This is a genomic window from Streptomyces sp. NPDC008001 (assembly GCF_042958085.1).
Lineage (GTDB): Bacteria > Actinomycetota > Actinomycetes > Streptomycetales > Streptomycetaceae > Streptomyces.
Map to the genome: position 1 here is coordinate 1 of NZ_JBIBIZ010000008.1, position 25,973 is coordinate 25,973.

The 25,973-nt window shown below is 72.8% G+C and carries 22 protein-coding genes; 13 read left to right on the forward strand and 9 right to left on the reverse strand.

Features of this window, described 5'->3' with window-relative positions; translation table 11 throughout:
• The 6 genes from ACFZCD_RS21425 to ACFZCD_RS21450 all read right to left on the reverse strand — a co-directional run.
• Positions 1-740 (reverse strand): 2-oxoacid:acceptor oxidoreductase family protein (locus ACFZCD_RS21425; protein ID WP_391833154.1); only part of this gene is annotated, 740 nt, incomplete at its 3' end.
• Positions 737-2,200 carry a methylaspartate mutase gene (locus ACFZCD_RS21430; RefSeq protein ID WP_391833156.1) on the reverse strand — a complete coding sequence of 488 codons (1,464 nt, stop codon included), beginning with the start codon at positions 2,198-2,200 and terminating at the stop codon, positions 737-739. The genes ACFZCD_RS21430 and ACFZCD_RS21425, both read right to left, overlap by 4 nt.
• Positions 2,197-2,643 (reverse strand): cobalamin-dependent protein, encoded by a 447-nt coding sequence (locus tag ACFZCD_RS21435; protein ID WP_391833158.1) that lies wholly within the window; start codon positions 2,641-2,643, stop codon positions 2,197-2,199. The genes ACFZCD_RS21430 and ACFZCD_RS21435 overlap by 4 nt, the downstream gene beginning before the upstream one ends.
• Before the next feature lie 58 nt (positions 2,644-2,701).
• Positions 2,702-3,919 carry a stearoyl-CoA 9-desaturase gene (locus ACFZCD_RS21440; protein WP_391833160.1) on the reverse strand — a complete coding sequence of 406 codons (1,218 nt, stop codon included), beginning with the start codon at positions 3,917-3,919 and terminating at the stop codon, positions 2,702-2,704.
• A 183-nt stretch (positions 3,920-4,102) separates the two neighbouring features.
• Positions 4,103-4,435: a response regulator transcription factor gene (locus ACFZCD_RS21445; protein ID WP_391833162.1), complete on the reverse strand. Its 333-nt coding sequence runs from the start codon at positions 4,433-4,435 to the stop codon at positions 4,103-4,105.
• Positions 4,436-5,066: 631 nt separating this feature from the next.
• Complete coding sequence (locus tag ACFZCD_RS21450; protein ID WP_391833164.1) at positions 5,067-5,405, reverse strand: ArsR/SmtB family transcription factor; 339 nt, start codon at positions 5,403-5,405, stop codon at positions 5,067-5,069.
• Between the two features lie 103 nt (positions 5,406-5,508).
• Here ACFZCD_RS21450 and ACFZCD_RS21455 point away from each other — a divergent pair, with 103 nt between their 5' ends.
• From ACFZCD_RS21455 to ACFZCD_RS21470, 4 genes are all read left to right on the forward strand, one after another.
• The gene (locus tag ACFZCD_RS21455; protein ID WP_391833166.1) at positions 5,509-6,936 is read left to right on the forward strand and encodes an MFS transporter; all 1,428 of its coding nucleotides are present in this window, start codon (positions 5,509-5,511) and stop codon (positions 6,934-6,936) included.
• A gap of 60 nt (positions 6,937-6,996) precedes the next feature.
• On the forward strand, positions 6,997-7,980 hold the full coding sequence (locus tag ACFZCD_RS21460) for a quinone oxidoreductase family protein (protein WP_391833168.1): 984 nt from the start codon (positions 6,997-6,999) through the stop codon (positions 7,978-7,980).
• A gap of 165 nt (positions 7,981-8,145) precedes the next feature.
• The gene (gene miaB / locus ACFZCD_RS21465) at positions 8,146-9,642 is read left to right on the forward strand and encodes a tRNA (N6-isopentenyl adenosine(37)-C2)-methylthiotransferase MiaB (RefSeq protein ID WP_391833964.1); all 1,497 of its coding nucleotides are present in this window, start codon (positions 8,146-8,148) and stop codon (positions 9,640-9,642) included.
• A 72-nt stretch (positions 9,643-9,714) separates the two neighbouring features.
• The gene (locus ACFZCD_RS21470) at positions 9,715-10,425 is read left to right on the forward strand and encodes a class III extradiol dioxygenase subunit B-like domain-containing protein (RefSeq protein WP_391833170.1); all 711 of its coding nucleotides are present in this window, start codon (positions 9,715-9,717) and stop codon (positions 10,423-10,425) included.
• Between the two features lie 331 nt (positions 10,426-10,756).
• Here ACFZCD_RS21470 and ACFZCD_RS21475 read toward each other — a convergent pair whose 3' ends face one another.
• Both ACFZCD_RS21475 and ACFZCD_RS21480 read right to left on the reverse strand, forming a co-directional pair.
• The gene (locus ACFZCD_RS21475) at positions 10,757-11,005 is read right to left on the reverse strand and encodes an antitoxin (RefSeq protein WP_391833172.1); all 249 of its coding nucleotides are present in this window, start codon (positions 11,003-11,005) and stop codon (positions 10,757-10,759) included.
• A 31-nt stretch (positions 11,006-11,036) separates the two neighbouring features.
• The gene (locus tag ACFZCD_RS21480) at positions 11,037-11,273 is read right to left on the reverse strand and encodes a gliding motility protein (RefSeq protein WP_391833174.1); all 237 of its coding nucleotides are present in this window, start codon (positions 11,271-11,273) and stop codon (positions 11,037-11,039) included.
• Positions 11,274-11,466: 193 nt separating this feature from the next.
• Here ACFZCD_RS21480 and miaA point away from each other — a divergent pair, with 193 nt between their 5' ends.
• The 6 genes from miaA (at position 11,467) to hflX (ending at position 19,621) form a co-directional block, all read left to right on the forward strand.
• Positions 11,467-12,405 carry a tRNA (adenosine(37)-N6)-dimethylallyltransferase MiaA gene (miaA, locus tag ACFZCD_RS21485; RefSeq protein WP_391833176.1) on the forward strand — a complete coding sequence of 313 codons (939 nt, stop codon included), beginning with the start codon at positions 11,467-11,469 and terminating at the stop codon, positions 12,403-12,405.
• Between the two features lie 107 nt (positions 12,406-12,512).
• A complete protein-coding gene (locus ACFZCD_RS21490; RefSeq protein WP_391833966.1) occupies positions 12,513-12,998 on the forward strand; it encodes a hypothetical protein in 486 nt (161 codons plus the stop codon).
• A 72-nt stretch (positions 12,999-13,070) separates the two neighbouring features.
• The gene (gene dapF, locus ACFZCD_RS21495; RefSeq protein WP_391833178.1) at positions 13,071-13,961 is read left to right on the forward strand and encodes a diaminopimelate epimerase; all 891 of its coding nucleotides are present in this window, start codon (positions 13,071-13,073) and stop codon (positions 13,959-13,961) included.
• Between the two features lie 246 nt (positions 13,962-14,207).
• Positions 14,208-16,334, forward strand: a complete 2,127-nt coding sequence (locus tag ACFZCD_RS21500; protein WP_391833180.1) for a RelA/SpoT family protein — start codon at positions 14,208-14,210, stop codon at positions 16,332-16,334.
• 178 nt (positions 16,335-16,512) lie between these two features.
• On the forward strand, positions 16,513-17,991 hold the full coding sequence (locus ACFZCD_RS21505; RefSeq protein ID WP_391833182.1) for a M1 family metallopeptidase: 1,479 nt from the start codon (positions 16,513-16,515) through the stop codon (positions 17,989-17,991).
• Between the two features lie 136 nt (positions 17,992-18,127).
• Positions 18,128-19,621: a GTPase HflX gene (gene hflX, locus ACFZCD_RS21510; RefSeq protein ID WP_391833184.1), complete on the forward strand. Its 1,494-nt coding sequence runs from the start codon at positions 18,128-18,130 to the stop codon at positions 19,619-19,621.
• Between the two features lie 183 nt (positions 19,622-19,804).
• Here hflX and ACFZCD_RS21515 read toward each other — a convergent pair whose 3' ends face one another.
• Positions 19,805-20,995, reverse strand: a complete 1,191-nt coding sequence (locus ACFZCD_RS21515) for a trypsin-like serine peptidase (protein ID WP_391833186.1) — start codon at positions 20,993-20,995, stop codon at positions 19,805-19,807.
• Between the two features lie 258 nt (positions 20,996-21,253).
• Here ACFZCD_RS21515 and ACFZCD_RS21520 point away from each other — a divergent pair, with 258 nt between their 5' ends.
• The 3 genes from ACFZCD_RS21520 to ACFZCD_RS21530 all read left to right on the forward strand — a co-directional run bounded on the left by ACFZCD_RS21520 (position 21,254) and on the right by ACFZCD_RS21530 (position 25,819).
• The gene (locus ACFZCD_RS21520; RefSeq protein WP_391833188.1) at positions 21,254-22,714 is read left to right on the forward strand and encodes a diaminobutyrate--2-oxoglutarate transaminase family protein; all 1,461 of its coding nucleotides are present in this window, start codon (positions 21,254-21,256) and stop codon (positions 22,712-22,714) included.
• A 27-nt stretch (positions 22,715-22,741) separates the two neighbouring features.
• On the forward strand, positions 22,742-24,859 hold the full coding sequence (locus ACFZCD_RS21525) for an IucA/IucC family protein (RefSeq protein ID WP_391833190.1): 2,118 nt from the start codon (positions 22,742-22,744) through the stop codon (positions 24,857-24,859).
• 108 nt (positions 24,860-24,967) lie between these two features.
• Complete coding sequence (locus ACFZCD_RS21530; RefSeq protein ID WP_391833192.1) at positions 24,968-25,819, forward strand: GNAT family N-acetyltransferase; 852 nt, start codon at positions 24,968-24,970, stop codon at positions 25,817-25,819.
• Positions 25,820-25,973 lie beyond the last annotated feature (154 nt).

Sequence of the window (25,973 nt, forward strand, 5' to 3'; positions counted from 1 at the left end):
GACGTCGCAGGCGCCACCTCATAAGAGACAGCGAAATCCTCCGTCGTCTCACCGAAATTCCACCCCGCCCGGAACGCCGCCACATTCGCCTCGGCGATCTGCGGCTTCTTCGCAAACTTCCGCCGCAGGAAAGCCTCGGTGTTCTGCGTGGGACGGTGATACATCCACGACAGCAAACCCAGCGCGAACATGTTCTTGCTGCGCTCGGCTTCCTTGCGGGAGAGCCCGAACTCCTTGAGCGCTTCGATCGTCAGGGTCGTCAGGGGGACGGGGTAGACGTTGTAGGCGTCCAGGGTGCCGTCGTCCAGGGGGCTGGTGGCGTAGCCGACCTTGGCCATGGCGCGTTTGGCGAACTCGTCGGTGTTGACGATGATCTCCCCGCCGCGCGGCACGTCGGCCAGGTTCGCCTTCAGCGCGGCCGGGTTCATCGCGACCAGCACATCGGGGGCGTCGCCGGGGGTGAGGATGTCGTGGTCGGCGAAGTGCAGCTGGAACGACGACACGCCCGGCAGTGTCCCGGCAGGGGCGCGGATTTCGGCGGGGAAGTTCGGCAGCGTGGAGAGGTCGTTGCCGAAACTCGCGGTCTCGGACGTGAACCGGTCACCCGTCAGCTGCATACCGTCGCCGGAGTCACCCGCAAACCGGATGATCACCCTGTCCAGCCGCCGCACCTCCTTCACCGGGGCTGCCCCTTCGGCGGGAGACCACTGGGGATGGGGGCTGAGGGTGGGGGCAGTCACTCGGCGTCCTCTTTCCGCGTTTCCTTCTGCGTGGCCTTCGGCGTTTCTTCCGGCGTTTGTTTCTGCATTTCCTGGAAAAGGGTGGGGAAGTAATTGATGTCGTCGGTGAGGCCGGTCAGCAGGGAACCGATGACGGGCCCCGTACCGCCGGAGCCCTTGCGGTCGGCGCCTTTGAGAAGGTCACTGTTGTGCCGCCGGGTGCGGTCGCCGAACGGCAGGGAGCCCGTGGACAGATAGCGGATGGCGCCCTCGGCGTCGCGCTTGGGGATGATTTCGGACTTGGCGTAGCGGCTGGCGCTGAAGGGGATGTCCAGGCGGCCCGCCGCGAAGGCGTCGACTATGGCGGTCATGGTGTCGGGTGCCGCGAGGACGGGTTCGACGATGTCGGCGACCTCGTCGACGATCCAGGACAGCTCGTCGGCGACGCGTTCCTCGTCGGCCTTGACGAAGTCCAGGAGCGGCGAGTTGGCGCGGTCGGCCAGCCGCAGCCCCTCGACGTTCGCGCGGGTGTCGGGAATGCCGAACGCTTCCTGGTAGGTCTTGGTGATGAGCTTGGAAGCCCCGCCGAGCCGGGCGACGAGGGCCCCGTAGAAGATCAGGTCCTCCGCGTTGCCGCGCTTCTTGGGAAAGACGCCCATGAATTCGTGGAGTACGGCGTGCACGTCCACCTCGGGCGGCAGGTAGGTGCGGGCCAGGACGGGGATCGCCCGCAGCGCGGCGACGTCCTGGACGAGGTGGCCGCTCTGCGGGTACGAGACGGAGATGCAGCGCACACCGGCGCGGGCGGCCAGCACCGCTTCGAGCACGCTGATGGCGAGGCTGATCGACGGCGGGACGAGCACGGCGGTCAAGGTGCCGAAGAGTTCACGGTCGATGACCAGGCCGAGGCCGGCGAGTTCGCCGCACACCGAGTCGACGGCGTGCCACGCGGCGAGGGACTCCGCGAGCGGGACCGCCTTGGAGTACGGCAGGTTGTAGGAGATGCCGCCGCCCTCGAACGAGGTGATGCCGGAGGCGACGGCGACGTCGAAGAGGATGCGGGCGTCGGGCGACCCGTGGCGTACCTCCAGCGGGGCGGCGACGGACTCGTTGACGTCCCGGCCGCGGAGGTAGCCATGGCTGACCAGGGGGTAGCCGTTGAGGTCGGCGGGGGCCCGGTTGAGGGAGCGCAGGGCTTGCTCGAAGCGTTTGAGGCGGGTGTGCGAGTCGATGGTGAGGGTGAGGATGTCGGGGGCCGCCTGGTCCTCGAGCTCGCGCAGGAGGGCCTTCATCTCCTCGTGGCCGCCGACGCCGCAGCGCGGCTGGATGGCCACCCGGCCGGCGTCGCGGGCGTCCATGAGGACGCGGGCGGCCGTGGGCTTCCGGAGGGAGGCGATGTAGTCGACGGACTCCGCGAGGGGCGGCAGGGCGTCCGTGCCGGGGCTCCCGGAGTGTCCCGGCAGATAGCTGATCTTCGTCATGAGGCCACGGGCAGGCGCTGCCGGTCGGCCGTCCGGCTCGCCCGCAGCTCGTCGAGGGCGGGGAGGAGCTGGGCGGGGTCCTGGAGGATGCGGTCGACGCCCAGGGACTGGAGGCGCTCCAGGTCCCTGGGATCCTTCTTGCTGCCGACGGAGAGGTTGCCCCCGACGATGACGGGGCACGTGATGCGGCCGGCCTCGCGCGCGGCGGGCAGGTCGCGCAGGTCCTCGTGAATGTGGCCGTTGAGGCTGCCGATGATGACGGCTTCCGCGTCGGGGTGCTGCTCGCAGGCCTGGGCGAACTCTTCGACGGGCGTGCAGGTGCCGAGGTTCTCGACCTCGAAGCCGAGGCCGCGCAGGGCGTGGGCGATGAGGTGGTTGGCGACGGCGTGGCTGTCGCTGGCGGCGACTCCGAGGATGACGAGGCGGCGTTCGCTGTGCGACATGGGAGTGCTGCTCCTTCGGATGGGTGACGGTGGTGGGCCGGGCCGGGTCAGTCGTCGGTCAGTCGTCGAAGGCGGCGAAGAGCTCGCGCTTGCTGACCGAGCGCAGCCGGGCGACGTCGTACTCCTCGGCGTCGGCGGCAGCGAGGGAGTCGAAGACGTAGTTGATGGCCGGTACCAGGCCCCACACCTCGTGGTACGGGGGCCAGCCGGGGTGCCCCGCGTCGACGTCCTGCTGCCGGGCGAAGAGGTAGTCGGACCAGGTGCGGCTCGAGGGCGCGCGGTGGTGGTAGTCGTGGACGACGGTGTCGCCGGTGAGGACCAGGTAGCGGGAGGGGGCGTGGACGAACAGCATGCGCAGGGTCCAGCGCGCCCAGGCCAGCGTGCGCCGTCCGGCGGGGAGGGCCCGGTCGGGCGCCGGTTCACCGATGAATATGGCGTTGGTCAGGGAGGCGAAGTACTCACGGCCGCGCCGGTTTTCGGTGCCGACCGGGGGGAAGGTGTGCTTCACGCAGAGGCGCAGGGTGTTGCTGATCTGGAACAGCGGGATCAGCGGGATGAACCAGACGACGAGCAGGGCGTCCCACGTGCCGGTCGCGATCGTGGCGGCGGCCGCGACGCCGTACAGCACCACGGAGGTGACCTTCTCGCTCGTCGCCGACTTGTTCCAGAAGGAGCGGGTCCGGGCGAAGGCGAACGCGAAGTGGAAGCGCGGTGAGCCGAGCTTCGCCAGTACGCGGCGCCACATCTGACGGCGCGTCATGCCGGGGTGCAGGTCGAGGCTGACGAGGAACGCCTGCACGGTGGGGTCGCGGAGGGTCATGTGGTGAGCGGCGTGGTGGTCGCTGACGTGCTCGCGGCTGTACCGCTCGAAGTTCTGGATGATCAGCAGGCTGGAGGTCGCCCGGCCGATGACCGCGTCGAGCTTGCGCTTGCGGTACATGTTCTTGTGGGAGCACTGGTGGTAGACCATCATGCGCAGGTTGCGCATGCCGTGGAGGGTGACGGCCCAGCCGGGCAGCAGCAGGAACAGGAACCAGGACCCCAGCGCCCAGCCGGTTGTACCGATGGCGGCTCCAGCGATCATCGCGGCGACCGCGGCGGCCAGGTGGTAGGTGGGCGACCAGCCGAACGGGGTTTGTCCGGCAAGGGGTTTGCCCGTGAAGACGGTGAGTGGGGACTGGAGGAGCCCTGGCAGACTCCTCATGGTCTCTCTCGGGTCGAGGGCCGCGGCGGCGGCCGGGCCCGCCTGCCGCGGATGGGCATCGGTTACGGACACGTGCTCTCCTGGATCGATCCGGGTCTGTCATTCCTGGACTTTCCTGGAACGGCCCTCCGGTGCCTTCCGGAGGGCGAACAGGGGCGACGGCCGCGGGAATCGACGTCGCGGAGCATGGCTGATCCCGGCCCCCGATCTTGATGGGAGCCGGGATCGAACGTCCGGCCGTCGCCCAGAAGATTTCTATCGGACCTGGCAGCCGGCGACCATTGGACTTTCGTTGAAGAGCTGGTGCGTGAGGGAGACCAGGCCGGCCTGGAGCCGGGACTCGACGCGGAGCTTGTTGAGAATCTGCGCCACGTGCGCCTTGACCGTTCCTTCGGTCACCCGAAGTCGTGTGGAAATGCTACGGTTCGAATACCCGGCCCCCAGCAGAAGAAATACCTGGCATTCCCGATCGGTCAGCAGGCCGACGCGCCGGCGTTGTTCGGACCATATTTCTTGCTCAGCAGTTTCAGTGCCGATGATGCCCTCCACTGCAACAACACCCCCATTAAGTGCAGTGTCATGGAACACGCATGGACGGTAGAACTACAAGCTTGCACTTCGGTTGCTCAGAGCTGCCATCAAGGCTCCGTAAAATATATGTGCCATGCATGGACATTTCGGATGATGGGTGGGCATAGAGGTGCGTAACGGGTGCCCAATGAGGGCAAAAATTCCAGGGCTACCCCGGAATTCGGGGACCGAAACTAACCTTTAGTTCCATCTTTACGGCCGACTCGACAATCAACTCGCAACCGGCCCGGCGGCCGGTTTTCCCGCCGCTCACAGCAGGTCCGCGAGTGCGTACGCAGGGCAACGGCGAAGGGCGATCCGGGTCGCGGGCGCGGTACCGAGGCGAGGTCGGCACCGACGTCACCCGGAGGGATTCCGGAATCCGTCGGAGCGGAGAGGTGTGGCGTAGTTCCAGGCGCCGTCAGGACGTTCGCGCCGACGCGAAAGCCGTGCGCGAGACGGCATCGAACGCTTCGGCGTCAGGGTGTTGCGGAAAATCTCACGCAACCCGTTTCCGTCCGCTTTCCGGCGGAATGATTCCCGCTGGGGAAGAGCCGCGGGAGGTCGATTTCCTTCTTTGTGTGCGGGCGCACCCGTCTGCGGAATTCACGACCCGGGGGTCGTCGGGTCCCGCGCTCAGGTCCCGCGCTCAGGTCTCGCGCAGGACCAGGTCCAGCAGGCCGGGGAAGGCCGCGTCGAACTCCGGCCTGCGCAGCCTGTTCAGCCTGCGGGAGCCGACGTCCCGCTGCTCGATCACGCCGGCCTGGCGCAGCACCGCGAAGTGGTGGCTGCGCGTCGCCTTGGTGACCGGCAGATCGAACGTGCCGCAGGCCCGGGTCCAGTCGGGCCCGCCCGCCAGCTCCTTCACGATGGTGCGCCGCACGGGATCGGCGAGGGCCGTGAGCGCGTCGCCCAGCGTCACGTCGGCCGGATGGACGTGCGAGAGGTTCCGGGCCCGCTGCGACGGGGCGCGTCCCTCATCCGGCAAGCAGGGCGGGGGGGTTGACGAAGTGTTCGACTCGGGTCTTACATTCACAGTGATCGACCTCCGTCAAACACTTTAGACGTCCCAGGAAGCACGGTGGTGTGTCATGCCCGGCCGCTCGCCGTCCCGCCAGGCCCCGGCCGCCGGGAGCGTGCCCCCGGGCGAGGCCTCCCGGCCCACCGGTCCGCTCGCCCTGTTCGCCGTCTGCCTCGGCTTCTTCATGGTCCTCATGGACAGCAGCGCCCTCAATGTCGCGCTCCCTGCCGTCCGGGAGGACCTCGCCGGAAGCCTGGCCGGCCTGGAGTGGCTCATCAACGGCTACACCATCACCCTGGCCGCCTTCCTGCTCAGCGGTGGCGCCGTCAGCGACCGCTGGGGCGCCCGGCGGGTGTTCGAAGTCTCCTTGCTGGGGTTCGTCGTGACCTCGGCGGCGTGTGCGGCGAGCCCGGACCTGGGCTCCCTGGTCACCGCACGGGTGCTGCAGGGCGTCACGGCCGGCGGCCTGCTGCCCGCCTCCCTGGCGGTGATCGCCCGCATGTACCCGGACCCCGCCCGGCGGGCCAGGGCCCTCACCGTCTGGGGCGGGGTCAGCTCCCTCGCCCTCGTGTTCGGCCCCGTGCTCGGCGGAGTGCTGACCACGGCTGTCGGATGGCGCTCGGTCTTCCTGATCAACGTGCCCGTCGGGCTGCTGGCCTGGTGGCTGACCAGGCTGCAGGTGCCGCCGTCCGCCACCCGGGAAGCGGCCCTCGACCCGGCCGGGCAGATGCTGGCCGTCATGGTCGTCGGCTGCGGCATCGGCGCGCTCATCGAGGGCGGCGCCCAGGGCTGGACCGGCAGCGTGACCCTGGTGCTGTTGGCCGTCACCCTCGCCTCGGCCGCGGCGTTCGTCGCGGTCGAGCGCCGCGCAGTGGCACCCGTGCTGCCCCTCGGACTGCTCGCCCGGCCACGGTTCGCCTGCGGCCTGGTCATCGGTGCACTGTTCCAGTTCGGTGCCTACGGGGCGCAGTTCGCCCTCTCCCTGCGGCTGCAGAGCGCCTGGGGTCTCGATGCGCTCGGCGCGGGGCTGTCCTTCGTGCCCTTCGCCGCGCTGTGGGCCTTCGCCTCCTTCGTCCTGGCCCGGGCCGTCAGCCGCACCGGTCCGCGCCCCCTGCTGATCGGCGGTGCACTGGCCGCCGCGGCCGGCGCCTGCGCGCTGCTGCCGCTCGGCGGGCACCCCGGCTGGTGGGTCTTCTTCTGCGGCAGCGGCCTGCTCGGGCTCGGTGCGGGCCTCATGGGGCCGAGCCTGCCCGCCGTCGTCCTGAGCGCACTGCCCGCCGACCGGTCGGGCCTGGCGTCCGGCGCGCTCAACGCCCTGCGCCAGGTCGGCGGAGCGGTGTCGATCGCCCTGTTCGGCGTCCTGCTCGACGGCTCCCCGGGGCCGGCGGGGCTACGGATCTGCCTCGGCCTCGTCGCCCTCGGTTTCCTGGTCGTCGTCATGGCCGTACCCGCGGCTCTGCCCTCTCCCACCCGGGCCCCACGCACACCCCGTCCCTGAGCACCGTGCCCCCTCACCCCGTCCTGCATCACGCCCCCTCGTACCACCCGGGAAGGAACCATGCGCGCCATCGTCGTCACCCAGTACGGAGGTCCCGAGGTCCTCACCGCCGCCGAACTGCCCGCCCCGGTGCCCGGGCCCGGAGAGGTGGTGGCCCGTACCTCGGCCATCGGCGTCAACTTCAAGGACGTCTACGAGCGCGAAGGCCGCGGAAAGCCGTCCCCGCCCTTCACCCCGGGCTCCGAGGGCGCGGGCACGGTGACGGCCGTGGGCGAGGGAGTGACCTCCCTCGTGCCGGGCGACCGCATCGCCTGGTGCACGGCCCCCGCCGGCTACGCCGAGCAGGTTGTGGTCCCCGCGCGGGCCGCCGTCCCCCTGCCGGCGGACATCACGGACCGGGACGCGGCGGCCCTGCTGCTCCAGGGCCTGACCGCCCACTACCTCACGACCTCCACCCGCCCCGCGTGCGAGGGCGGCACCGCCCTGGTCCACGCGGCCGCAGGAGGCGTCGGCCGGCTCCTGACCCAGCTGCTCACCCGCAACGGCGTCAAGGTCGTCGCCACCGTCTCCACGCCCGCGAAGGCCGAGGCCGTCCGGGCGCTGGGCGCCTGGCAGACCCTGGTGACCGCCGGCGGCACCGACATCGCCGCACGGGTGCGCGACCTGACCGGCGGACGCGGTGCCGACGTCGTCTACGACGGCGTGGGCCGCGACACCTTCGAAGCGGGGCTGAAGTCCCTCCGGCCCCGGGGCACGTTCGTCCTCTTCGGCGAAGCCTCGGGCCCCGTGCCCGCCTTCGACCCCCGCCTGCTCGCCTCGCACGGCTCGCTCTTCCTCACCCGCCCCACGCTCAACGACCACGCGACCGACCCGGCCGAACTCCGGGAGCGCTCGGCGGAGCTGTTCGCCTGGCTGCGCGACGGCGAGATCGACGTCTCCGTCGGCGGAACGTACCCGCTGGAGGAAGCGGCCCGGGCCCACCGCGACCTCCAGGAGCGCCGCTCCACGGGCAAGCTCCTCCTCAGCCCCGGGGGCGGCTGCTGAAGCACCCCCGGCCGCGCCCGGGACAAGCGGCCCCCGGCGTTCCCGGGAGTACCGCCACGGAGCCCTCGCGGAGGGCCCCGCGGGCGGTGGTCGGGAGCTTCGCCGGGCCCCCTTTACCCTTGAGGAATGACCAGCAGCAGTGACCGGACCGGGGCAGTGGACGAAGTGGGCGTTACTCGAAGCTACGAGATCCGCACCTACGGGTGCCAGATGAACGTCCACGACTCCGAGCGGCTCTCCGGCCTGCTGGAGGACGCGGGCTACGTCCGCGCGCCCGAGGGCACCGCGGAGGGCGACGCCGACGTCGTCGTCTTCAACACCTGTGCGGTGCGGGAGAACGCCGACAACAAGCTCTACGGCAACCTCGGCCGGCTGGCTCCCATGAAGACGAAGCGGCCGGGCATGCAGATCGCCGTCGGCGGCTGCCTCGCCCAGAAGGACCGCGACACGATCGTGAAGCGGGCCCCCTGGGTCGACGTCGTCTTCGGCACGCACAACATCGGCAAGCTGCCGGTGCTGCTGGAGCGCGCCCGCATCCAGGAAGAGGCCCAGGTCGAGATCGCCGAGTCCCTGGAGGCCTTCCCCTCGACGCTGCCCACGCGGCGCGAGAGCGCCTACGCGGCCTGGGTGTCCATCTCCGTCGGCTGCAACAACACCTGCACGTTCTGCATCGTCCCTGCGCTGCGCGGCAAGGAGAAGGACCGCCGCACCGGCGACATCCTCGCCGAGATCGAGGCGCTCGTCGCCGAGGGCGTCAGCGAGATCACCCTGCTCGGCCAGAACGTCAACGCGTACGGCTCCGACATCGGCGACCGCGAGGCGTTCTCCAAGCTGCTGCGCGCCTGCGGGAAGATCGAGGGCCTGGAGCGCGTCCGCTTCACCTCCCCGCACCCGCGCGACTTCACCGACGACGTCATCGCCGCCATGGCCGAGACGCCGAACGTGATGCCCCAGCTCCACATGCCGCTGCAGTCCGGCTCGGACACGGTCCTCAAGGCGATGCGCCGCTCGTACCGCCAGGAGCGCTTCCTGGGCATCATCGAGAAGGTGCGCGCCGCCATGCCGGACGCCGCCATCTCCACCGACATCATCGTGGGCTTCCCCGGCGAGACCGAGGAGGACTTCGAGCAGACGATGCACGTCGTGCGCGAGGCCCGCTTCGCGAACGCCTTCACCTTCCAGTACTCCAAGCGCCCCGGCACCCCGGCGGCCACCATGGACGGGCAGATCCCCAAGGAGGTCGTGCAGGCGCGCTACGAGCGCCTGGTCGCCCTCCAGGAGGAGATCTCCTGGGAGGAGAACAAGAAGCAGGTCGGCCGCGTCCTGGAGGTCATGGTCGCCGAGGGCGAGGGCCGCAAGGACGGCGCCACGCACCGCCTCTCCGGCCGCGCCCCCGACAACCGCCTCGTGCACTTCACCAAGCCGGACGAGGACGTCCGCCCGGGCGACGTCGTGACCGTCGAGATCACCTACGCCGCCCCGCACCACCTGCTCGCCGAAGGCGCCGCCAAGGCCGTGCGCCGCACGCGCGCAGGCGACGCGTGGGAGAAGCGCAACGCCGCTGCCGCCGCCAAGCCGGCCGGCGTGATGCTGGGCATCCCGTCCATCGGCGCCCCCGCGCCGAGCACCGCCCCCGCCGGCGCGGGCTGCGGCTGCGACTGACGCCCCGTCCGCGGCCCGGGGCGACCCGGGCCGCGCCTGCACGGGCGGCGCTGCGGGCGTATCGTTCCCGCCATGCTCGTCGCCGCTGCCGTATGCCCCTGCCCGCCGCTGCTCGTCCCCGAGGTCGCCGCCGGGGCCGCACCCGAGCTGGACGGCCTGCGGGCCGCATGCCTCGACGCGATGGGCGTCCTCGCCGCCGCGCGCCCCGACCGCCTCGTCGTCGTCGGCCCCGCCCCGCAGCCGGGCACGGGGCCGCACCCGCAGGGAGCGGCCGGCTCCTTCCGCGGCTTCGGTGTGGACGTCGACGTCCGCCTGGGGCAGGGCGAACCGGCGGCGGAGCGGCAGCTTCCGCAGTCCCTGGCCGTCGCGGCCTGGCTGCTGGACCGTACGCGCTGGGCGGTCGCACCCGTCGAGGGCCTGGGCGTCGGGGAGCCGCTGGAGCCCGGGGACTGCCTCGCGGCCGGCCGGGAGCTGGCCGGAGGAAACGGCCGGACCGCCCTGCTGGTGATGGGCGACGGCAGCGCCTGCCGCACGCTCAAGGCGCCGGGCTACCTCGACGAGCGCGCCGCGGACTTCGACGCGCAGGCGGCCCGGGCGCTGGGCGCCGCCGACACGGCAGCACTGGCCGCCCTCGACACCACGCTCGCCCAGGAGCTGAAGGCCGCGGGCCGCGCCCCCTGGCAGGTGCTCGCCGGGGCCGGCGAGGGCGCGGGCCTCAAGGGCGAGCTCCTGTACGACGAGGCGCCCTACGGGGTGGGGTACTTCGTGGCGACCTGGTCGTAGAGACCGTGCGGGCCGGACGCCGCCCGTAACGGCCGTGGAGGGCCCTGGGCGGCCACGCGACCGGTCCGGGCTCCCGGAGGCGCTCCGGCGGCCGAACGGCCGGTAGGGAGCCGTACAGGCCCTTCGGTGAGCGCGAGGCGGACGTGCCGCAGCGTGAGGGCGATGTGCCGCAGGAGCGCGACGCGTACGCGTTGCAGCCCGGGTAAGAAACCCGGTCAGAAACCCGACCAGGAGCCCCGTCAGGGCCCCGGACACAGCGACGGGGCGCGGAGCCGATGCTCCGCGCCCCGTCGCCGACGAGGTCGGTGGGCCGGGACCGCCCGGCAGTCCCTCAGGAGGCCGGGCCGGCGGTGCCGCCGTCCTTGCCGCCTTCCTTCTCGGCGAGCCGCTCGATGGCGTGCTTGGCCTTGCCGGTGCCCGTCCGGATCCGGTCGTGGTACTTGCCCTTGGTCTTCTCGTCGACCGCCTTGGCGGCCTTCTCCAGCCCCTGCTCGATCTTGCCCCCGTGCTGCTGCGCGAGGTCGCCGATCTTGTCCTTCGCGGGGGCGAGCTTGGTCTTGAGAGTGTCCAGCAGGCCCATGGCACCTTCCCTCGTCTTCGTGGTTCAAGAGCTACTTCCGGGCGCCCTCACCGGCCTCGCTGTCCGCGGCCTTCTCCGCCGACTGCTGCTTGGGGATCTCGACCCCCTCGCCGGCCGCAGCCTCGGCCTCGCCGGACCCCTCCGCCGCGGCCTCCGTCCCGGCCTCCTGCTCCGAGGCACCGGTCGATTCCGCCGTCTGGGTGGTCGCTGCCGTCTCTTCGGTTGACGCCTCGGACGACTTGCGGCGGAACCTGGAAAACACGCCCATATCTACTCCATTACCTTACTGGTGTGAGCGAAACCCCGTGCCGCCGGGTGCGTGCCGCGGCACGCACCCGGGCACCGGCCGTGAACCGGCTGCCGGGACCTCGCAACAGGCAACGAACCCGGCAGCACCGCGTCACGTCGCTCGTTCGTGGGGCGCGGCCGGGGTTTGCGAGACTGATCCGGTGAAAAACCCGGTGAAAAACGCAGTTCCCGCCCCGCGGGTCATCGCCGTCGTGGGCCCCACGGCGGCCGGCAAGTCCGATCTCGGCGTCGCCCTCGCCCGGCACCTGGGCGGCGAGGTGATCAACGCCGACTCCATGCAGCTGTACCGGGGCATGGACATCGGCACCGCCAAGCTGACCCAGGAGGAACGGCACGGCGTCCCGCACCGCCTCCTCGACATCTGGGACGTGACGGAGACCGCGAGCGTCGCCGAGTACCAGCGGCTGGCCCGCGCGGAGATCGACCGGCTCCTCGCCGAGGGCCGCACCCCCGTGCTCGTCGGCGGCTCCGGGCTCTACATCAAGGGCACCATCGACGCCCTGGACTTCCCCGGCACCGACCCGGCCGTCCGCGCCCGCCTGGAGGAGGAGCTGGCCGGCCAGGGGCCCGCCGCCCTGCACGCGCGCCTCGCCGCCGCCGACCCGGCCGCCGCCCGCGCCATCCTGCCCGGCAACGGCCGCCGCATCGTGCGCGCCCTGGAGGTCATCGAGATCACCGGCCGGCCCTTCACCGCCAACCTGCCGGGCGAGGAGCCCGTCTACGACGCCCTGCAGATCGGCGTCGACGTGGAGCGCCCCGAGCTGGACGAGCGGATCACCGTCCGCGTGGACCGCATGTGGGAGGCCGGACTCGTCGACGAGGTCCGCGCCCTGGAGCGGCAGGGGCTGCGCGAGGGGCGCACCGCCTCCCGCGCGCTCGGCTACCAGCAGGTGCTCGCCTTCCTCGCCGGCGAGTGCACCGAGGACGAGGCGCGCGCCGAGACCGTACGGGCCACCAAGAGGTTCGCGCGCCGCCAGGACTCGTGGTTCCGCAAGGACAGCCGCGTCCACTGGCTGAGCGGGGCGGCCGACCGCAGGGCGGAACTTCCCGGCCTCGCGCTGGCGTTGCTCGAACGGGCGGTCACAGCCTGATCACGTGATGGCATCGGGACGCTACGCAGGCCATTCCGGCCTGCGCGAGCGTGCCATCATCAAGCTTCGATCGAGCCGTGAAGTCCGGGTTGGGAGGGCGCGTGGCGATGGAGGCCGGCCCTCGCGACAGACCGCAACAGCCGCCGCGGAGGGGACACCTCCCGCCGGTGGCCGGGGGAGAGCCGGAGGCGCTGACCCCGGACGGCCCCGAGGACACCGAGGCCGGTGCCGAGGCCGGCGCCGGCAGCACCGCGCCCGCGTCGTTCCGGGAACTGCGCCCGCAGCGCAGGCTGCGCATCTGGCAGCTCGCCCCGATCGTCGGGCTCGCCGCCGTGGGCTCCCTGATGTTCGCCTTCCCGCTCGCCTTCGAGTTCGGTGACGGAGGACCCGTCGTCGCCATGCTCGGCCTGCTCATCAGCTGCTGCGCCGCGGGCTGGGGGGTGATGGCCGCCCGTCGTGTCGGCTACACCTGGCCCGGCATGCCGGCCCCCGGCTCCGGCGGCCGTCCGGACTGGCGGTACGTCGCTTCGTACGCGGTCCTCGTCGCCCTGGCCGTCGTCCTCGCCGTGTGGCGCGTGGCGCGCCTGCGCTGAACGGCCCGTAGCCGTGCACGGGCCCCGGGGCCTCGGGAGGGGGCGGCGGCCCCGTCCCCGTACCATCGAATCGTGAGCACCGCACAGATCGCCTTCCTCAAGGGTCACGGCACCGAGAACGACTTCGTGATCATCCCGGACCACGACGGCCGCATCGAGCTGTCCCCGGCCGCCGTCACCCGCCTCTGCGACCGCCGTGCGGGCCTCGGCGCCGACGGGGTGCTCCGGGTCGTACGGTCCGCGGCGCACCCCGAGGCGCGCGCGATGGCCGGCGAGGCCGAGTGGTTCATGGACTACCGCAACAGCGACGGCAGCATCGCCGAGATGTGCGGCAACGGCGTCCGGGTCTTCGCCCGCTACCTCCGACACGCGGGCCTCGTGGAGGCCGGCGACCTCGCCGTCGCGACCCGCGCGGGCGTCCGGAAGGCCCACATCGCCAAGGACGGCCCCGACGGCGCCCCCGGCGAGATCACCGTCGGCATGGGGCGGGCCGTGCTCCCCGAGGGCGAGGTGACCGTCACCGTCGGCGGCCGCACCCGCCCCGCGCGCAACGTGAACATGGGCAACCCGCACGCCGTCACCTTCGTCGAGCACCTCGACGACGCCGGAAACCTGTTCACCGCCCCCGGTGTCGCCCCGGCGGAGGCCTACCCGGACGGCACCAACGTCGAGTTCGTGGCCGACCGCGGCCCGCGGCACGTCGCCATGCGCGTCCACGAGCGCGGCTCCGGCGAGACCCGCTCCTGCGGCACGGGCGCCTGCGCGGTGATGGTCGCGACCGCCCGCCGCGACGGTGCCGACCCCGCCCTCACCGGCCTCCCCGTCACGTACACCGTGGACGTCCCCGGCGGCCGCCTGCTGATCACCGAGGGGCCGGACGGCACGGTCGAGATGACCGGCCCCGCCGTGATCGTCGCAGAGGGCACCTTCGACCCGTCCTGGCTGGCCGAGGCGCTCGCCTAGGGAGGCCCGCCCGGGCGCCCGCGGCACGGCACGGGGCGCCCGCATGAAGCGCCGCGGAGCCCGCCGGGTGCACTACCTCCTTTCCGGGCCGCCGGCCGGGCTCCGGTCGGCGTGGCTCGCTCGAATGGGTGATCCGTTTCACTCTGGGCGAGAGCGGGTGAGCAGCGCGTGATGGGCTCGGTAGCATCAAGCACCGGTACGGAGGCGCGCAGCCGACCGCCGGTCGACGCTGCCGGAGGTGTGCCCATGAGCACAGACACCACGCCTGAAGGTGTTCCCGGCCGCTGGCGCGGCCGTGCCCGCCTCGACCTGAGACGGCTGGGGCGCGCGGCCCTCGGCGGTTCGGGCTCGCGCGGCAGGCTGCCGGACGCCATCGACCACGTCGCCAAGGTGCACCGCGCCCACCACCCGGGCGCGGACCTCGACATCCTCCGGCGGGCCTACCTCCTCGCGGAGTCCTCCCACCGGGGCCAGACCCGCAAGAGCGGCGAGCCGTACATCACCCACCCCCTCGCCGTCACGCTCATCCTGGCCGAACTGGGCGCGGAGACGACCACCTTGACCGCCTCCCTCCTGCACGACACCGTCGAGGACACCGAGGTGACCCTGGATCAGGTCCGGAGCCAGTTCGGCGAGGAGGTCCGCTTCCTGGTCGACGGCGTCACCAAACTGGAGAAGGTCGACTACGGCGCCGCCGCCGAGCCGGAGACCTTCCGCAAGATGCTGGTGGCCACCGGCAACGACGTCCGCGTGATGTCCATCAAGCTCGCCGACCGGCTGCACAACATGCGCACGCTCGGCGTGATGCGCCCCGAGAAGCAGGTCCGCATCGCCAAGGTCACCCGGGACGTCCTGATCCCGCTCGCCGAGCGGCTGGGCGTCCAGGCGCTCAAGACGGAGCTGGAGGACCTCGTCTTCGCGATCCTCCACCCCGAGGAGTACGCCCGCACCCGCGAGTTCGTCCTCGGGCGCGCCGGCGGCCTCGCGACCCTGGAGGAGACGGCCGAGCGGGTCCGGTCCGTGCTGCGCGAGGCGGACATCGCCGCCGACGTCCTCGTCAAGCAGCGCCACTTCGTCTCCGTGCACCGGGTGCGCCTCAAGCGCAGCGAGGTGACCGGCTCGGACCTCGGCAGGCTGCTCGTGCTGGTCACGGAGGACGCCGACTGCTACGCGGTCCTGGGGGAGCTGCACACCTGCTTCACTCCGTTCATCTCGGAGTTCAAGGACTTCATCGCCACCCCGAAGTTCAACCTCTACCAGTCGCTGCACACGGCCGTGGCGTGCCCCGGCGGGGAGGCCGCGCAAGTCCTCATCCGCACCCATCAGATGCACAAGGTCGCCGAGGCCGGCGTGGTCGCCCTGGGAAACCCGTACGCGGCCCCCGAGGCGCCCGACGCCGCCGACGGGGAGCGCGCCGACCCGACCCGCCCCGGCTGGCTCTCCCGGCTCCTGGAGTGGCAGCAGGCGACGCCCGACCCCGACACGTTCTGGACCTCGCTCCGCGACGAGCTCGCCCTGGACCGAGAGATCACCGTCTTCCTCGCCGACGGCGGCACCATCGGCCTGCCCGCCGGGGCGAGCTGTGTCGACGCGGCCTACGCGCAGCACGGGGACGGCGGGCACAGCTGCATCGGCGCCCGCGTCAACGGCCGCCTCGCCACCCTCAGCACGGTCCTGCGCGACGGTGACACCCTGCAGCTGCTGATGTCCCGGGACAGCGCCTCGGGACCCGCCCCGGACTGGCTGGAGCACGCCCGTACGCCCGCCGCCCGGATCGCCATCGAGCGCTGGCTGGCCACCCACCCCGCGGGCGAGCCGGCCCCGCCCGTCCCGCTCGCCCCGGGCCGCCCCTGCCCGCCGCCCCGGGCGACCGCGCCCGCCGCCCGGTGGCCGGTCGCCGTCACGGCCGACGGGGCGGACCTCGCGGCCGCGAGCGTACGGCTGGCCGGCTGCTGTACCCCCGTGCCGCCCGACGAGGTCACCGGCTTCGCCGTACGGGGCGGCACGGTCACCGTGCACCGGGCGCAGTGCCCGGCCGTGCACCGCATGGTCACCTCCGGACGGGAGCCCGTCGGCGTCCGGTGGAGCACTCCCGAGCAGGGCGGTGCGTGCGACTACCGCGTCACCCTGCGCGCCGAATCGTTCAGCAGGCCGCACCTCCTGGCCGACCTCACCGAGGCCATCGCGGCCGAAGGAGCAGCGGTCATCTCGGCGGCCGTCGAGCCGCCCCACGAGCAGCGCGTGCGCCACACCTACACCCTCCAGCTGCCGGACGCCGACCGGCTGCCGGAGCTGATGCGCGCCATGCGGCGGGTACCGGGGGTCTACGACGTCGAGCGGGCCGGCCGGCCGGTGGCTACAGCGCGCCTCTGACCGGGCCTCCGGGGGAGGAGGGCAGCCGGCCTCCGGACAGGACGGCAGCCGGCAGCGGAGGGGCCGCATCCCGCCCCGTGCGGGGCACTGGTCGTACAGCCTTCCGGGCACGCTCGTACGGGTGGGGCGACGCCGTGCCGCCGCAGTGCCGGGCCCCCGCGCTGGTAGCGATGGGAGCATGCCGCACTCATCCGGGAAACCGGCCATGGTCCCCTGGCGGTCCGTGCGCCGCCGCGCCGCCCTCGCCGCCGCCGTCACGGCCCTCCTCGTCGGCGCAGCCGCTCCCCCCTCCGCGAGCCCCGAGGGCCTCGGCGACCGGCTCTTCCCGGAGCTCGGCAACCCCGGCTACGACGTGGCCGCCTATGACATCAAGTTTGACTACCACGGCAACGACCGGCCGCTCGACGCCGTCACCACCATCGCGGCACGGGCCACCACGGGGCTGGACCACTTCAACCTCGACTTCGCCAACGGCACGGTCCGCGCGGTGACCGTCAACGGCCTGCCCGCGCAGTTCGCCTCCGTCAAGGAGGACCTCGTCGTCACCCCGGCCGTCGCCCTGCCGGCCGAGGGCCTGTTCACCGTCGTCGTCCACCACACCAGCGACCCGCGCAACAGCAAGGGGGGCGGCTGGGTCCGTACGAAGGACGGACTGGTCATGGCCAATCAGGCCGACGCGGCGCACCGGGTCTTCCCCTGCAACGACCACCCCTCGGACAAGGCCCGCTTCACCTTCCACGTCACCGCCCCCAAGGCCCTCACCGTCGTCGCCAACGGCCGGCCGGAGGGCCGCGCGGCACGGGGCGCGGGCACCGCCTGGACGTACAGCAGCGCGCACCCGATGGCCACCGAGCTCACCCAGGTCTCCATCGGCCGCTCCGCCGTCGTGCACCGCGCCGGGCCGCACGGCCTGCCCGTACGGGACGTGGTCCCCGCGGCCGACCGGCAGAGCGTGGAGAAATGGGCGTCCAAGACGCCCGAGCAGATCGCCTGGATGGAGGGGAAGGTCGGCCCGTACCCGTTCGAGAACTACGGCGTGCTGATCGCCGACGCGTCGACCGGCTTCGAGCTGGAGACGCAGACGCTCTCCCTCTTCGAACGCAGCCTGTTCGTCCGGGACGACATCCCCGCCTGGTACCTCGAAGCCGTCATGGTCCACGAGCTCGCCCACCAGTGGTTCGGCGACAGCGTCAGCCCGGACACCTGGTCCGACCTGTGGCTCAACGAGGGCCACGCCACCTGGTACGAGGCGCTGTACGCCGAGCACAAGGGCGGCCACACGCTCGACGCCCGGATGCGCGCCGCCTACGAGCACTCCGACACCTGGCGCACCGACGGCGGGCCGCCCGCCCGGCCGAAGGTGCCCGACCCGGGCCGGCGGAACAGCATCTTCAAGCCCGTCGTCTACGACGGGGGCGCGCTCGTGCTCTACGCGCTGCGGCAGAAGATCGGCGCGGCGGCGTTCGACCGCCTGGAGCGCGAGTGGGTCAACCTCCACCGCGACGCCGGCGCCGGCACCGCCGACTTCACCGCCCTCGCCTCCCAGGTCTCCGGCCAGGACCTGAGGGAGTTCCTGCAGGACTGGCTGTACGGCGCGAAGACCCCGCCCATGCCCGGCCACCCCGACTGGAAGGCGGCGGCACGGAAACCCGCGTGACGCCCCGGCGGCCCCGTGGGACCATCAACGGGTCGGCGAGGCCGCCGGCCGCGGGAATCCCCGGGGCCGCTCACGCGTTGTCGACGGTGCGGCCACGGTACGGGGGCCGCACCCTCCCAACGATGCAAAGGATCAAATGACCTCCTCTTCTTCCCTTCCCCAGGACCGGCAGAGCCTCCCGGAGAGCCTTCGGGCCGACGCCCTGATGGAAGAGGACGTCGCCTGGAGCCACGAGATCGACGGGGAGCGCGACGGCGAGCAGTACGACCGCTCCGAGCGGGCCGCCCTGCGGCGCGTCGCCGGCCTCTCCACCGAGCTGGAGGACGTCACCGAGGTCGAGTACCGGCAGCTGCGCCTGGAGCGCGTGGTGCTGGTCGGCGTCTGGACGTCCGGCACGGTGCACGACGCGGAGAACTCCCTCGCGGAGCTCGCCGCGCTCGCCGAGACCGCGGGTGCCCTGGTCCTCGACGGCGTCATCCAGCGCCGCGACAAGCCGGACCCCGCCACCTACATCGGCTCCGGCAAGGCCCAGGAGCTGCGGGACATCGTCCTGGAGTCCGGCGCCGACACCGTCGTCTGCGACGGTGAGCTCAGCCCCGGCCAGCTCATCCAGCTCGAGGACGTCGTCAAGGTCAAGGTGGTCGACCGCACCGCCCTGATCCTCGACATCTTCGCCCAGCACGCCAAGTCCCGCGAGGGCAAGGCCCAGGTCTCGCTCGCCCAGATGCAGTACATGCTGCCGCGGCTGCGCGGCTGGGGCCAGTCGCTCTCCCGGCAGATGGGCGGCGGCGGCTCGGGCTCGTCCGGCGGCGGCATGGCCACCCGCGGCCCCGGTGAGACCAAGATCGAGACGGACCGGCGGCGGATCCGCGAGAAGATGGCGAAGATGCGCCGGGAGATCGCGGAGATGAAGACCGGCCGCGACGTCAAGCGCCAGGAGCGCCGGCGGAACAAGGTCCCGTCGGTCGCCATCGCCGGCTACACCAACGCAGGCAAGTCCTCGCTGCTCAACCGGCTCACCGGCGCGGGCGTGCTGGTGGAGAACGCCCTGTTCGCCACCCTGGACCCCACCGTCCGCCGGGCCGAGACGCCCACCGGGCGCGTCTACACCCTCGCCGACACCGTCGGATTCGTCCGGCACCTGCCGCACCACCTCGTCGAGGCGTTCCGCTCCACCATGGAGGAGGTCGGCGACTCCGACCTCATCCTGCACGTGGTGGACGGCTCGCACCCGGCGCCCGAGGAGCAGCTGGCCGCCGTGCGAGAGGTGATCCGCGACGTCGGTGCCACGAACGTGCCCGAGATCGTCGTGATCAACAAGGCCGACGCCGCGGACCCGCTGGTCCTGCAGCGGCTGCTGCGGATCGAGAAGCACTCGATCGCGGTGTCCGCGCGCAGCGGCGAAGGCATCGACGAGCTCCTGGCCCTCATCGACCGCGAGCTGCCCCGCCCCGCCGTGGAGATCGAGGCCCTCGTGCCGTACACCCGCGGTTCGCTGATCGCGCGGGCGCACGCCGACGGCGAGGTGATCTCCGAGGAGCACACCCCGGAGGGCACGCTGCTCAAGGCGCGCGTGCACGAGGAGCTCGCCGCCGAGCTCCAGCAGTACGTGCCCGCGGCCCGCAGCTGACGTCCGGCGACAGCAGCAGCGGCTGTACGGCGCCCACTGCGGCACTGTGAACGCGCGCACTGCGGCGCTATGAACGAAGGCCCCGCTTCCTGATCAGGAAGCGGGGCCTTCGCCGTGCGGGGCCTTTCGGCCTGCGCGCGCCGGCGCCTGCGGTGCTGCCGCGAGGTCACCGGCCGCGGGCCGTCACCGGTTGGCGAACTTCCGGCTGATCGCGTCGTAGACGCCCTTCGCCTCCGGGCCCAGGCGCGGGCCGGCCAGCCAGGTGCTGTTCGCCGGGCCGATCGAGGTGTTGGAGACCAGCACCACCTTGCCGTCGGGCCCCTTGGCGAACCAGCCGCCGCCGGACGAGCCACCGGTCATCGTGCAGCCGATGCGGTACATCGTCGGCTGGGCGGGCTCGATCGTCAGCCGGCTCGGCCGGTCGACGCAGTCGTACATCTTCTGGCCGTCGAAGGGCGCAGCCGCCGGGTAGCCCCAGGCGCCCATGGACGGGATGGACTTCACCTGCGGAGCGCTGAAGTCGACCGTGAGGGCGTTGCCGACCGTCTCCTCCAGCGACTTGCCGGAGCCCGCCTCGGGCTTCACGTGCAGCACGGAGAAGTCGTACGGGGCACCCGCGCCACCGGTCTCGGCACCCTGCGTGATCCACTGGGACGAGGTCTGCGCCCAGTCCGCCCACCACACGCCGTACGGAGCGACGTCCTGCACCGGTGCGCTGTTGACCTGGGCGCCGGGCAGGCCCTTGTCGTTGTAGGACGGCACGAAGGCGATGTTGCGGTACCAGCCGCCCTTCTTGCCGGCGTGCACGCAGTGGCCCGCGGTCCACACCATGTTGGACTTGCCGGGGTGCGCCGGGTCCTTGACGACCGTCGCCGAGCAGACCATGTGGCCCTCGGGGCTGTCGAAGAACACCTTGCCGACCGGGGCCGCGTTGTTGTGGTACGGCAGGCCGACGGCCTTGGCCTGCACCGGCTGCGGCTCGGGGTCCGTGACGCCCTGGTCACCGGAGGCGCCCGGCGCGGTGCCCGGGGCACCCTGCGTCGCGAGCGTCTTGTCGCCCGGACGGGCGTCCTTCATCGTGCCCGGCTTCCAGTGGTCCTTGATGATGGGATTGATGAAGTCGCGGGCCTCGCGCAGCCACTGCTCCTTGTCCCAGTTCTTCCAGGCGCCGTTCTTCCACTTGTCCAGGTCCTTGAGGGAACTGGGGAGGTTCTTGGGCAGCTCGAGGCCCTGGTCGTCCTTCTGCGAGGCGGTCGTACTGGGCTTGTCGCTCCCCGCCGCCGTGTCGTCGGTCGGGCCGCACGCGGTGGCGGTCAGCGCCAGCGCGGCCGTCAGAGCGGCCGCGGCCAGCGCCGGCCTGCGGATGGATGGCATGGAGTGGGTTCCCCCTGAGTCGATCTGTTCGGACGTGCCCGCAATGTGCGCGACCACGGTGTGGAGTTGTCATGCACCGCCCCAGCAGGGAGGCAGGGCCCCACTATGCCGGTGCGGTGGGAGACGGGCACGGGCGGGTCCTCGGTTCCGTCCGGCAAGGATCTTGACGGTGGGCCGTGATCCGTCGCGTGCGGCGTCGTTGGTACGTACGGGGGAGTGCCGACCAGCGTTCAGCAGCAGCAAGAGGAGCCGTAGCCCGTGGCCTTGACCCAGCTACCGCCGGCGGCGTCACCGGCCGCGGCGTACGCAGGCATCCTGCGGCGGCAGTCGTTGCGGGAACCGGCCGCGCGTACGTACGCCCGGTCGCTGCCCGTCGTGCCGGTGCGGGCCCGGGGGCTGACCATCGAGGGCGCCGACGGCCGCCGGTACCTCGACTGCCTCTCGGGCGCCGGCTCGCTGGTGCTGGGGCACAACCACCCGGTCGTGCTGGAGGCCATCCGCCGCGTCCTCGACTCCGGCGCCCCGCTGCACGTGCTCGACCTGGCCACCCCGGTCAAGGACGCCTTCACGGACGAGCTGTTCGCCACGCTGCCCCCGGGGCTGGCCGCCTCGGGCCGGATCCGGTTCTGCAGCCCGGCCGGCACCGATGCCGCGGAGGCCGCCTTCGAGCTCGTCCGCACCGCGACGGGCCGTGCCGGCCTGCTCGCCTTCACCGGCGCCCGCCACGGCATGACGGAAGGGGCCCTCGCCGCCCCGTGCGAGGCCCCGGGCGCACGGGTGACCCGGCTGCCCTACCCGCAGGACTACCGCTGCCCGTTCGGCATCGGCGGGGAGGACGGGGCGCGCCTCGCCGCCCGCTGGACCGAGAGCCTGCTGGACGACCCCGGGAGCGGGATGCCCGAGCCCGCCGGGATGATCGTCGAACCCGTGCAGGGCGAAGGCGGCGTGCTCCCCGCCCCGGACGGCTGGCTGCGCCGGATGCGCGAGCTCACCGCGGCCCGCTCCATCCCGCTCATCGCCGACGAAGTGCAGACCGGCGTGGGGCGCACGGGCGCGTTCTGGGCGGTCGCCCACAGCGGGATCGAGCCCGACGTGATGGTCCTGTCCGAGGCGATCGGCGGCAGCCTCCCGCTCGCCGTCATCGTCTACCGCGACGCCCTCGATGCCTGGCAGCCGGGCGACCGAACGGGCACCTTCCGGGGCAACCAGCTGGCGATGGCCGCGGGGGCGGCCACTCTGCGGTACGTGAGGGAGAACGGCCTCGCCGGGCGGGCCGCCTCGCTCGGCGGACGCATGCTGGACCGGCTGCGGCGGCTGGCGGGGGAGTACGACTGCATCGGCGAGGTCCGCGGGGCCGGGCTCATGATCGGCATCGAGTTCGTCGAGCCGGGGGCGAGTACGGGCGCGGGTGCGGGGGCGGGGACCGGTGCGGGCACCGCTTCGAAGTCCTGCCACCCCTCCGCGGCCGGCCCGCTGCCCGCCTCCCCCGCGCGGGCCGCGGCCGTTCAGCGGGAGTGCCTCCGCCGCGGCCTCATCGTCGAACTGAGCGGCCGCCACTCCTGTGTCGTCCGCCTCCTGCCGCCCCTGACCATCACCGACGAGCAGGCCGAGGCGGTTCTCGACCGGCTCTCGGACGCCGTCGCCGCCGTCTGCCGGCCCGGTCCCCGTATCCCCGCCCCGAGCACGCCGAAGGAGGCAGGCGCCGCATCCCCGGCCTGACGCCGCGACATGCACGCCGTACACCGTATGAACGCATCCACCGGAACCGGTGCCTCGATGGCCGGCCAGGAACGCGAGCCGTCCGCTCAGGGCAGGGTCTCCGCTTGCGCCTCCGCTTCCGCTCAGGGCGGGGCCGCCGCTCACGACTGCGAACCGCCGGCCCACGAGCGGGGACATCCCGCCCAGCGAGGCGAGCGGAGCGCGCAGGGAGGCGAACGGGCCGTTCAGGGGCGTGAGCCGTCCGCCCACGACCAGGCCGTGGTCTCCGCCGTGCCCCGCCAGGGCGGCGCGCCGCGCGGCGAGATCCCGGACCCCGGCCCCCCGGGAGCCCCCGACCCCCTGGAACACCCCGACCCCGGCGTCGCCGCCGATGCCGCCGCCGTGGAGAACCTGCTGCGCTGCTGGATCCGCGAGACCGGCGTGCCACGGCCGGACGGGCCCGCACTGCACCTGCCGCTCCCCGCGACCGGAACCGCCCTGACGGTCCCCGTCAGATACTGGTCGGCCGCCGGCTGGCACCGCTTCGGCCCGCCGGCCATGGCGGACGGCCCCGACGACGCCCCCGCCGTCGACGCCGTCACCCTGGCCGCGCTCCTCGGCCGGGAAGCCGCGCACCGCGCCGCCCGCGGCGGCTGCCCCGCCACGGGCGAGACGGCCGACCTCGTCTCCCGGGTGGCGGACTCCGCACGCCGCACGGCCGCCTTCCTCGCCGACAGACGCGCCCGCCCCGCCGACCCGGCCGCGGCGGAGCTCTTCCTCTACGCCGAGCAGTCCCTCCTCCTCGGCCACCCCCTCCACCCCACCCCCAAGAGCCGCGAAGGCCTCTCCGACGCCGAAGCCCGCGCCTACTCCCCGGAGCTGCGCGGATCCTTCCCGCTGCACTGGATGGCCGTCCACCGCTCCCTCCTCGCCACGGACTCGGCGTGGACCGAACGGGGCCGGCCCGTCGACGCCGTCACGCTCGCCGCCCGGCTCGCCGGCCCGGAGCTGTGCCCGCCCCCGGACACCGCGGCGCTGCCCCTGCACCCCTGGCAGGCCCACGACCTGTGCAGCCGCCCCGAAGTCCGCGCGCTCCTCGACGCGGGCCTCCTCCAGGACCTCGGCCCCCTCGGCGCGCCCTGGTACGCCACCTCTTCCGTACGGACCGTGCACCGGCCCGGCGCGCCCGCCATGCTGAAGCTCTCCCTCGGGCTGCGCATCACCAACTCCCGCCGGGAAAACCTCCGCAAGGAACTGCACCGCGGAGTCGAGGTGCACCGCCTCCTGCGCAGCGGGCTCGCCGAGCAGTGGCGCGCGGCCTGCCCGGGCGGGCTCGGCTTCGACGTCGTCCGCGACCCCGCCTGGCTCGCCGCCGACACCCCGGAGGGCGCTCCGCTGAGCGGCCTGGACGCCGTCATCCGGCACAACCCCTTCGGCCCCGGCGACGACGCCGTCTGCCTCGCGGGACTCGTCTCGCCCCGCCCCTGGCCCGCTCCGGAACAGGAGCAGACCGGCGCGCCCGCCCCCGGCCTCGCCATGCGCTCCCGCCTCGCGCACATCGTGAGCCGCCTCGCGCACCGGACCGGCCGCCCCGCGGGCGCCGTCTCGGCAGAGTGGTTCCTGCGCTACCTGGAAGCGGTCGTGCGCCCCGTGCTCTGGCTGGACGGCGCGGCGGGCATCGCCCTGGAGGCGCACCAGCAGAACACCCTCGTCCTCCTGGACCGGGACGGCTGGCCCGCGGGCGGCCGCTACCGCGACAACCAGGGCTACTACTTCCGCACCTCCCACCGGGACACCCTCGAACGGTGGCTGCCCGGAATCGGCACCAAGAGCGACACCTTCGTGCCCGACGAGGTCACCGACGAGAGATTCGCCTACTACCTCGGCATCAACAACATCCTCGGCCTGATCGGGGCGTTCGGCGCGCAGCGCCTGGCCGACGAACAGCTCCTGCTGGCCGCGCTGCGCCGCTTCCTCAGGGAAGCCGCCGGCGGCCCGGCCGCCACCCGCTCGTCCCTGCCCGCCCGCCTCCTCGAAGCGCCCACCCTGCGCTGCAAGGCCAACATGCTGACCAGGCTGCGAGGGCTCGACGAGCTCGTCGGCCCGGTCGACACCCAGTCCGTCTACGTCACCATCGCCAACCCCCTGGTCACGTCGGCCCGATGACCGGCGCGAGCCCCGGCCCCGGGCGAACGGGGCCCTTGAGGACACGGGCCCCGCAGGGCCCACGGGATCCCTGACACCGACGGGATCCTCCGAGAGGAGAGCATCTCCGTGCCGCCCACCGACCCCAGTACGAGCCCGGGGGCCCGCCCCGAACTCGGCGCCATCCCGGGCCCCGGCCCCAGCTCCGACGACACCGCCGGCGCGGGCACCGGCCACCGGCGTGACGAGAGAGCCTGCCCGGGCGACGGCGCAGGCCCGCCCACCGACTGCGAGACCACCCTCGAACTGAAGCTGTCCGAAGAGTTCATCGAACTCCTCGACCACGGCCCGCCGGAGCCCCCCGCGATCACCGCCGGGCGCGGACCCGCGGGAGCCATCGGCCCGGGCTCCGACCTCCTGGACTCGCTGCCAGACTGGGGACCCGCCGACACCGGCGCGGGCACCTTCCAGCTCGTACCGGTCCGCGTCGAGCGCGATCTGCGGCTCATCACCCGCTGGATGAACGACCCGGCCGTCGCTGCCTTCTGGAAGCTGGGCGGCCCGGAGAGCGTCACCGAGGCCCACCTGAGGGCCCAGACCGGCGGCGACGGACGGAGCATCCCCTGTCTCGGAGTGCTCGAAGGCGTGCCGATGAGCTACTGGGAGATCTACCGCGCCGATCTCGACCCCCTCGCGCGCCACTACCCGGCCCGCCCGCACGACACCGGGATCCACCTCCTGATCGGCAAGGTCGCCGACCGGGGCCGCGGTCTCGGCACCCGTCTGCTGCGGACCGTCGCCGACCTGGTGCTGGAGCACAGGCCCTCCTGCGGCCGCGTCGTCGCCGAACCCGACCTGCGGAACACCCCGTGCGTCTCCGCGTTCCTGAGCGCCGGATTCCGGCTGATGGCGGAAGTCGACCTCCCGGACAAGCGCGCGGCCCTGGTGGTCCGCGACCGCGCCCTGCGCACTCTTCTCTAGCGCCTCCCCACACCACTACGCCCTTGCATCACCACTCACACGCACCACCACTCCCGTCGGCCTTCTTGAGGAGCCCTCTTGTCTCCTTCACACCGGTCCGAACACCTCGGCAGCCTTCCCGGCCCGGACGGTTCCGCCCGCGCGGGCAGCACCG

What these genes read in the sequence shown, in the direction of transcription:
- ACFZCD_RS21525 (WP_391833190.1), top strand. Translation starts at nt 22,742, where the DNA reads ATGAACGCATCCACCGGAACCGGTGCCTCGATGGCCGGCCAGGAACGC.
- ACFZCD_RS21490 (WP_391833966.1), top strand. Translation starts at nt 12,513, where the DNA reads ATGGAGGCCGGCCCTCGCGACAGACCGCAACAGCCGCCGCGGAGGGGA.
- hflX (WP_391833184.1), top strand. Translation starts at nt 18,128, where the DNA reads ATGACCTCCTCTTCTTCCCTTCCCCAGGACCGGCAGAGCCTCCCGGAG.
- ACFZCD_RS21500 (WP_391833180.1), top strand. Translation starts at nt 14,208, where the DNA reads ATGAGCACAGACACCACGCCTGAAGGTGTTCCCGGCCGCTGGCGCGGC.
- ACFZCD_RS21455 (WP_391833166.1), top strand. Translation starts at nt 5,509, where the DNA reads ATGCCCGGCCGCTCGCCGTCCCGCCAGGCCCCGGCCGCCGGGAGCGTG.
- ACFZCD_RS21435 (WP_391833158.1), bottom strand. Translation starts at nt 2,643, where the DNA reads ATGTCGCACAGCGAACGCCGCCTCGTCATCCTCGGAGTCGCCGCCAGC.
- ACFZCD_RS21505 (WP_391833182.1), top strand. Translation starts at nt 16,513, where the DNA reads ATGCCGCACTCATCCGGGAAACCGGCCATGGTCCCCTGGCGGTCCGTG.
- ACFZCD_RS21475 (WP_391833172.1), bottom strand. Translation starts at nt 11,005, where the DNA reads ATGGGCCTGCTGGACACTCTCAAGACCAAGCTCGCCCCCGCGAAGGAC.
- ACFZCD_RS21430 (WP_391833156.1), bottom strand. Translation starts at nt 2,200, where the DNA reads ATGACGAAGATCAGCTATCTGCCGGGACACTCCGGGAGCCCCGGCACG.
- ACFZCD_RS21515 (WP_391833186.1), bottom strand. Translation starts at nt 20,995, where the DNA reads ATGCCATCCATCCGCAGGCCGGCGCTGGCCGCGGCCGCTCTGACGGCC.
- ACFZCD_RS21470 (WP_391833170.1), top strand. Translation starts at nt 9,715, where the DNA reads ATGCTCGTCGCCGCTGCCGTATGCCCCTGCCCGCCGCTGCTCGTCCCC.
- ACFZCD_RS21460 (WP_391833168.1), top strand. Translation starts at nt 6,997, where the DNA reads ATGCGCGCCATCGTCGTCACCCAGTACGGAGGTCCCGAGGTCCTCACC.
- ACFZCD_RS21480 (WP_391833174.1), bottom strand. Translation starts at nt 11,273, where the DNA reads ATGGGCGTGTTTTCCAGGTTCCGCCGCAAGTCGTCCGAGGCGTCAACC.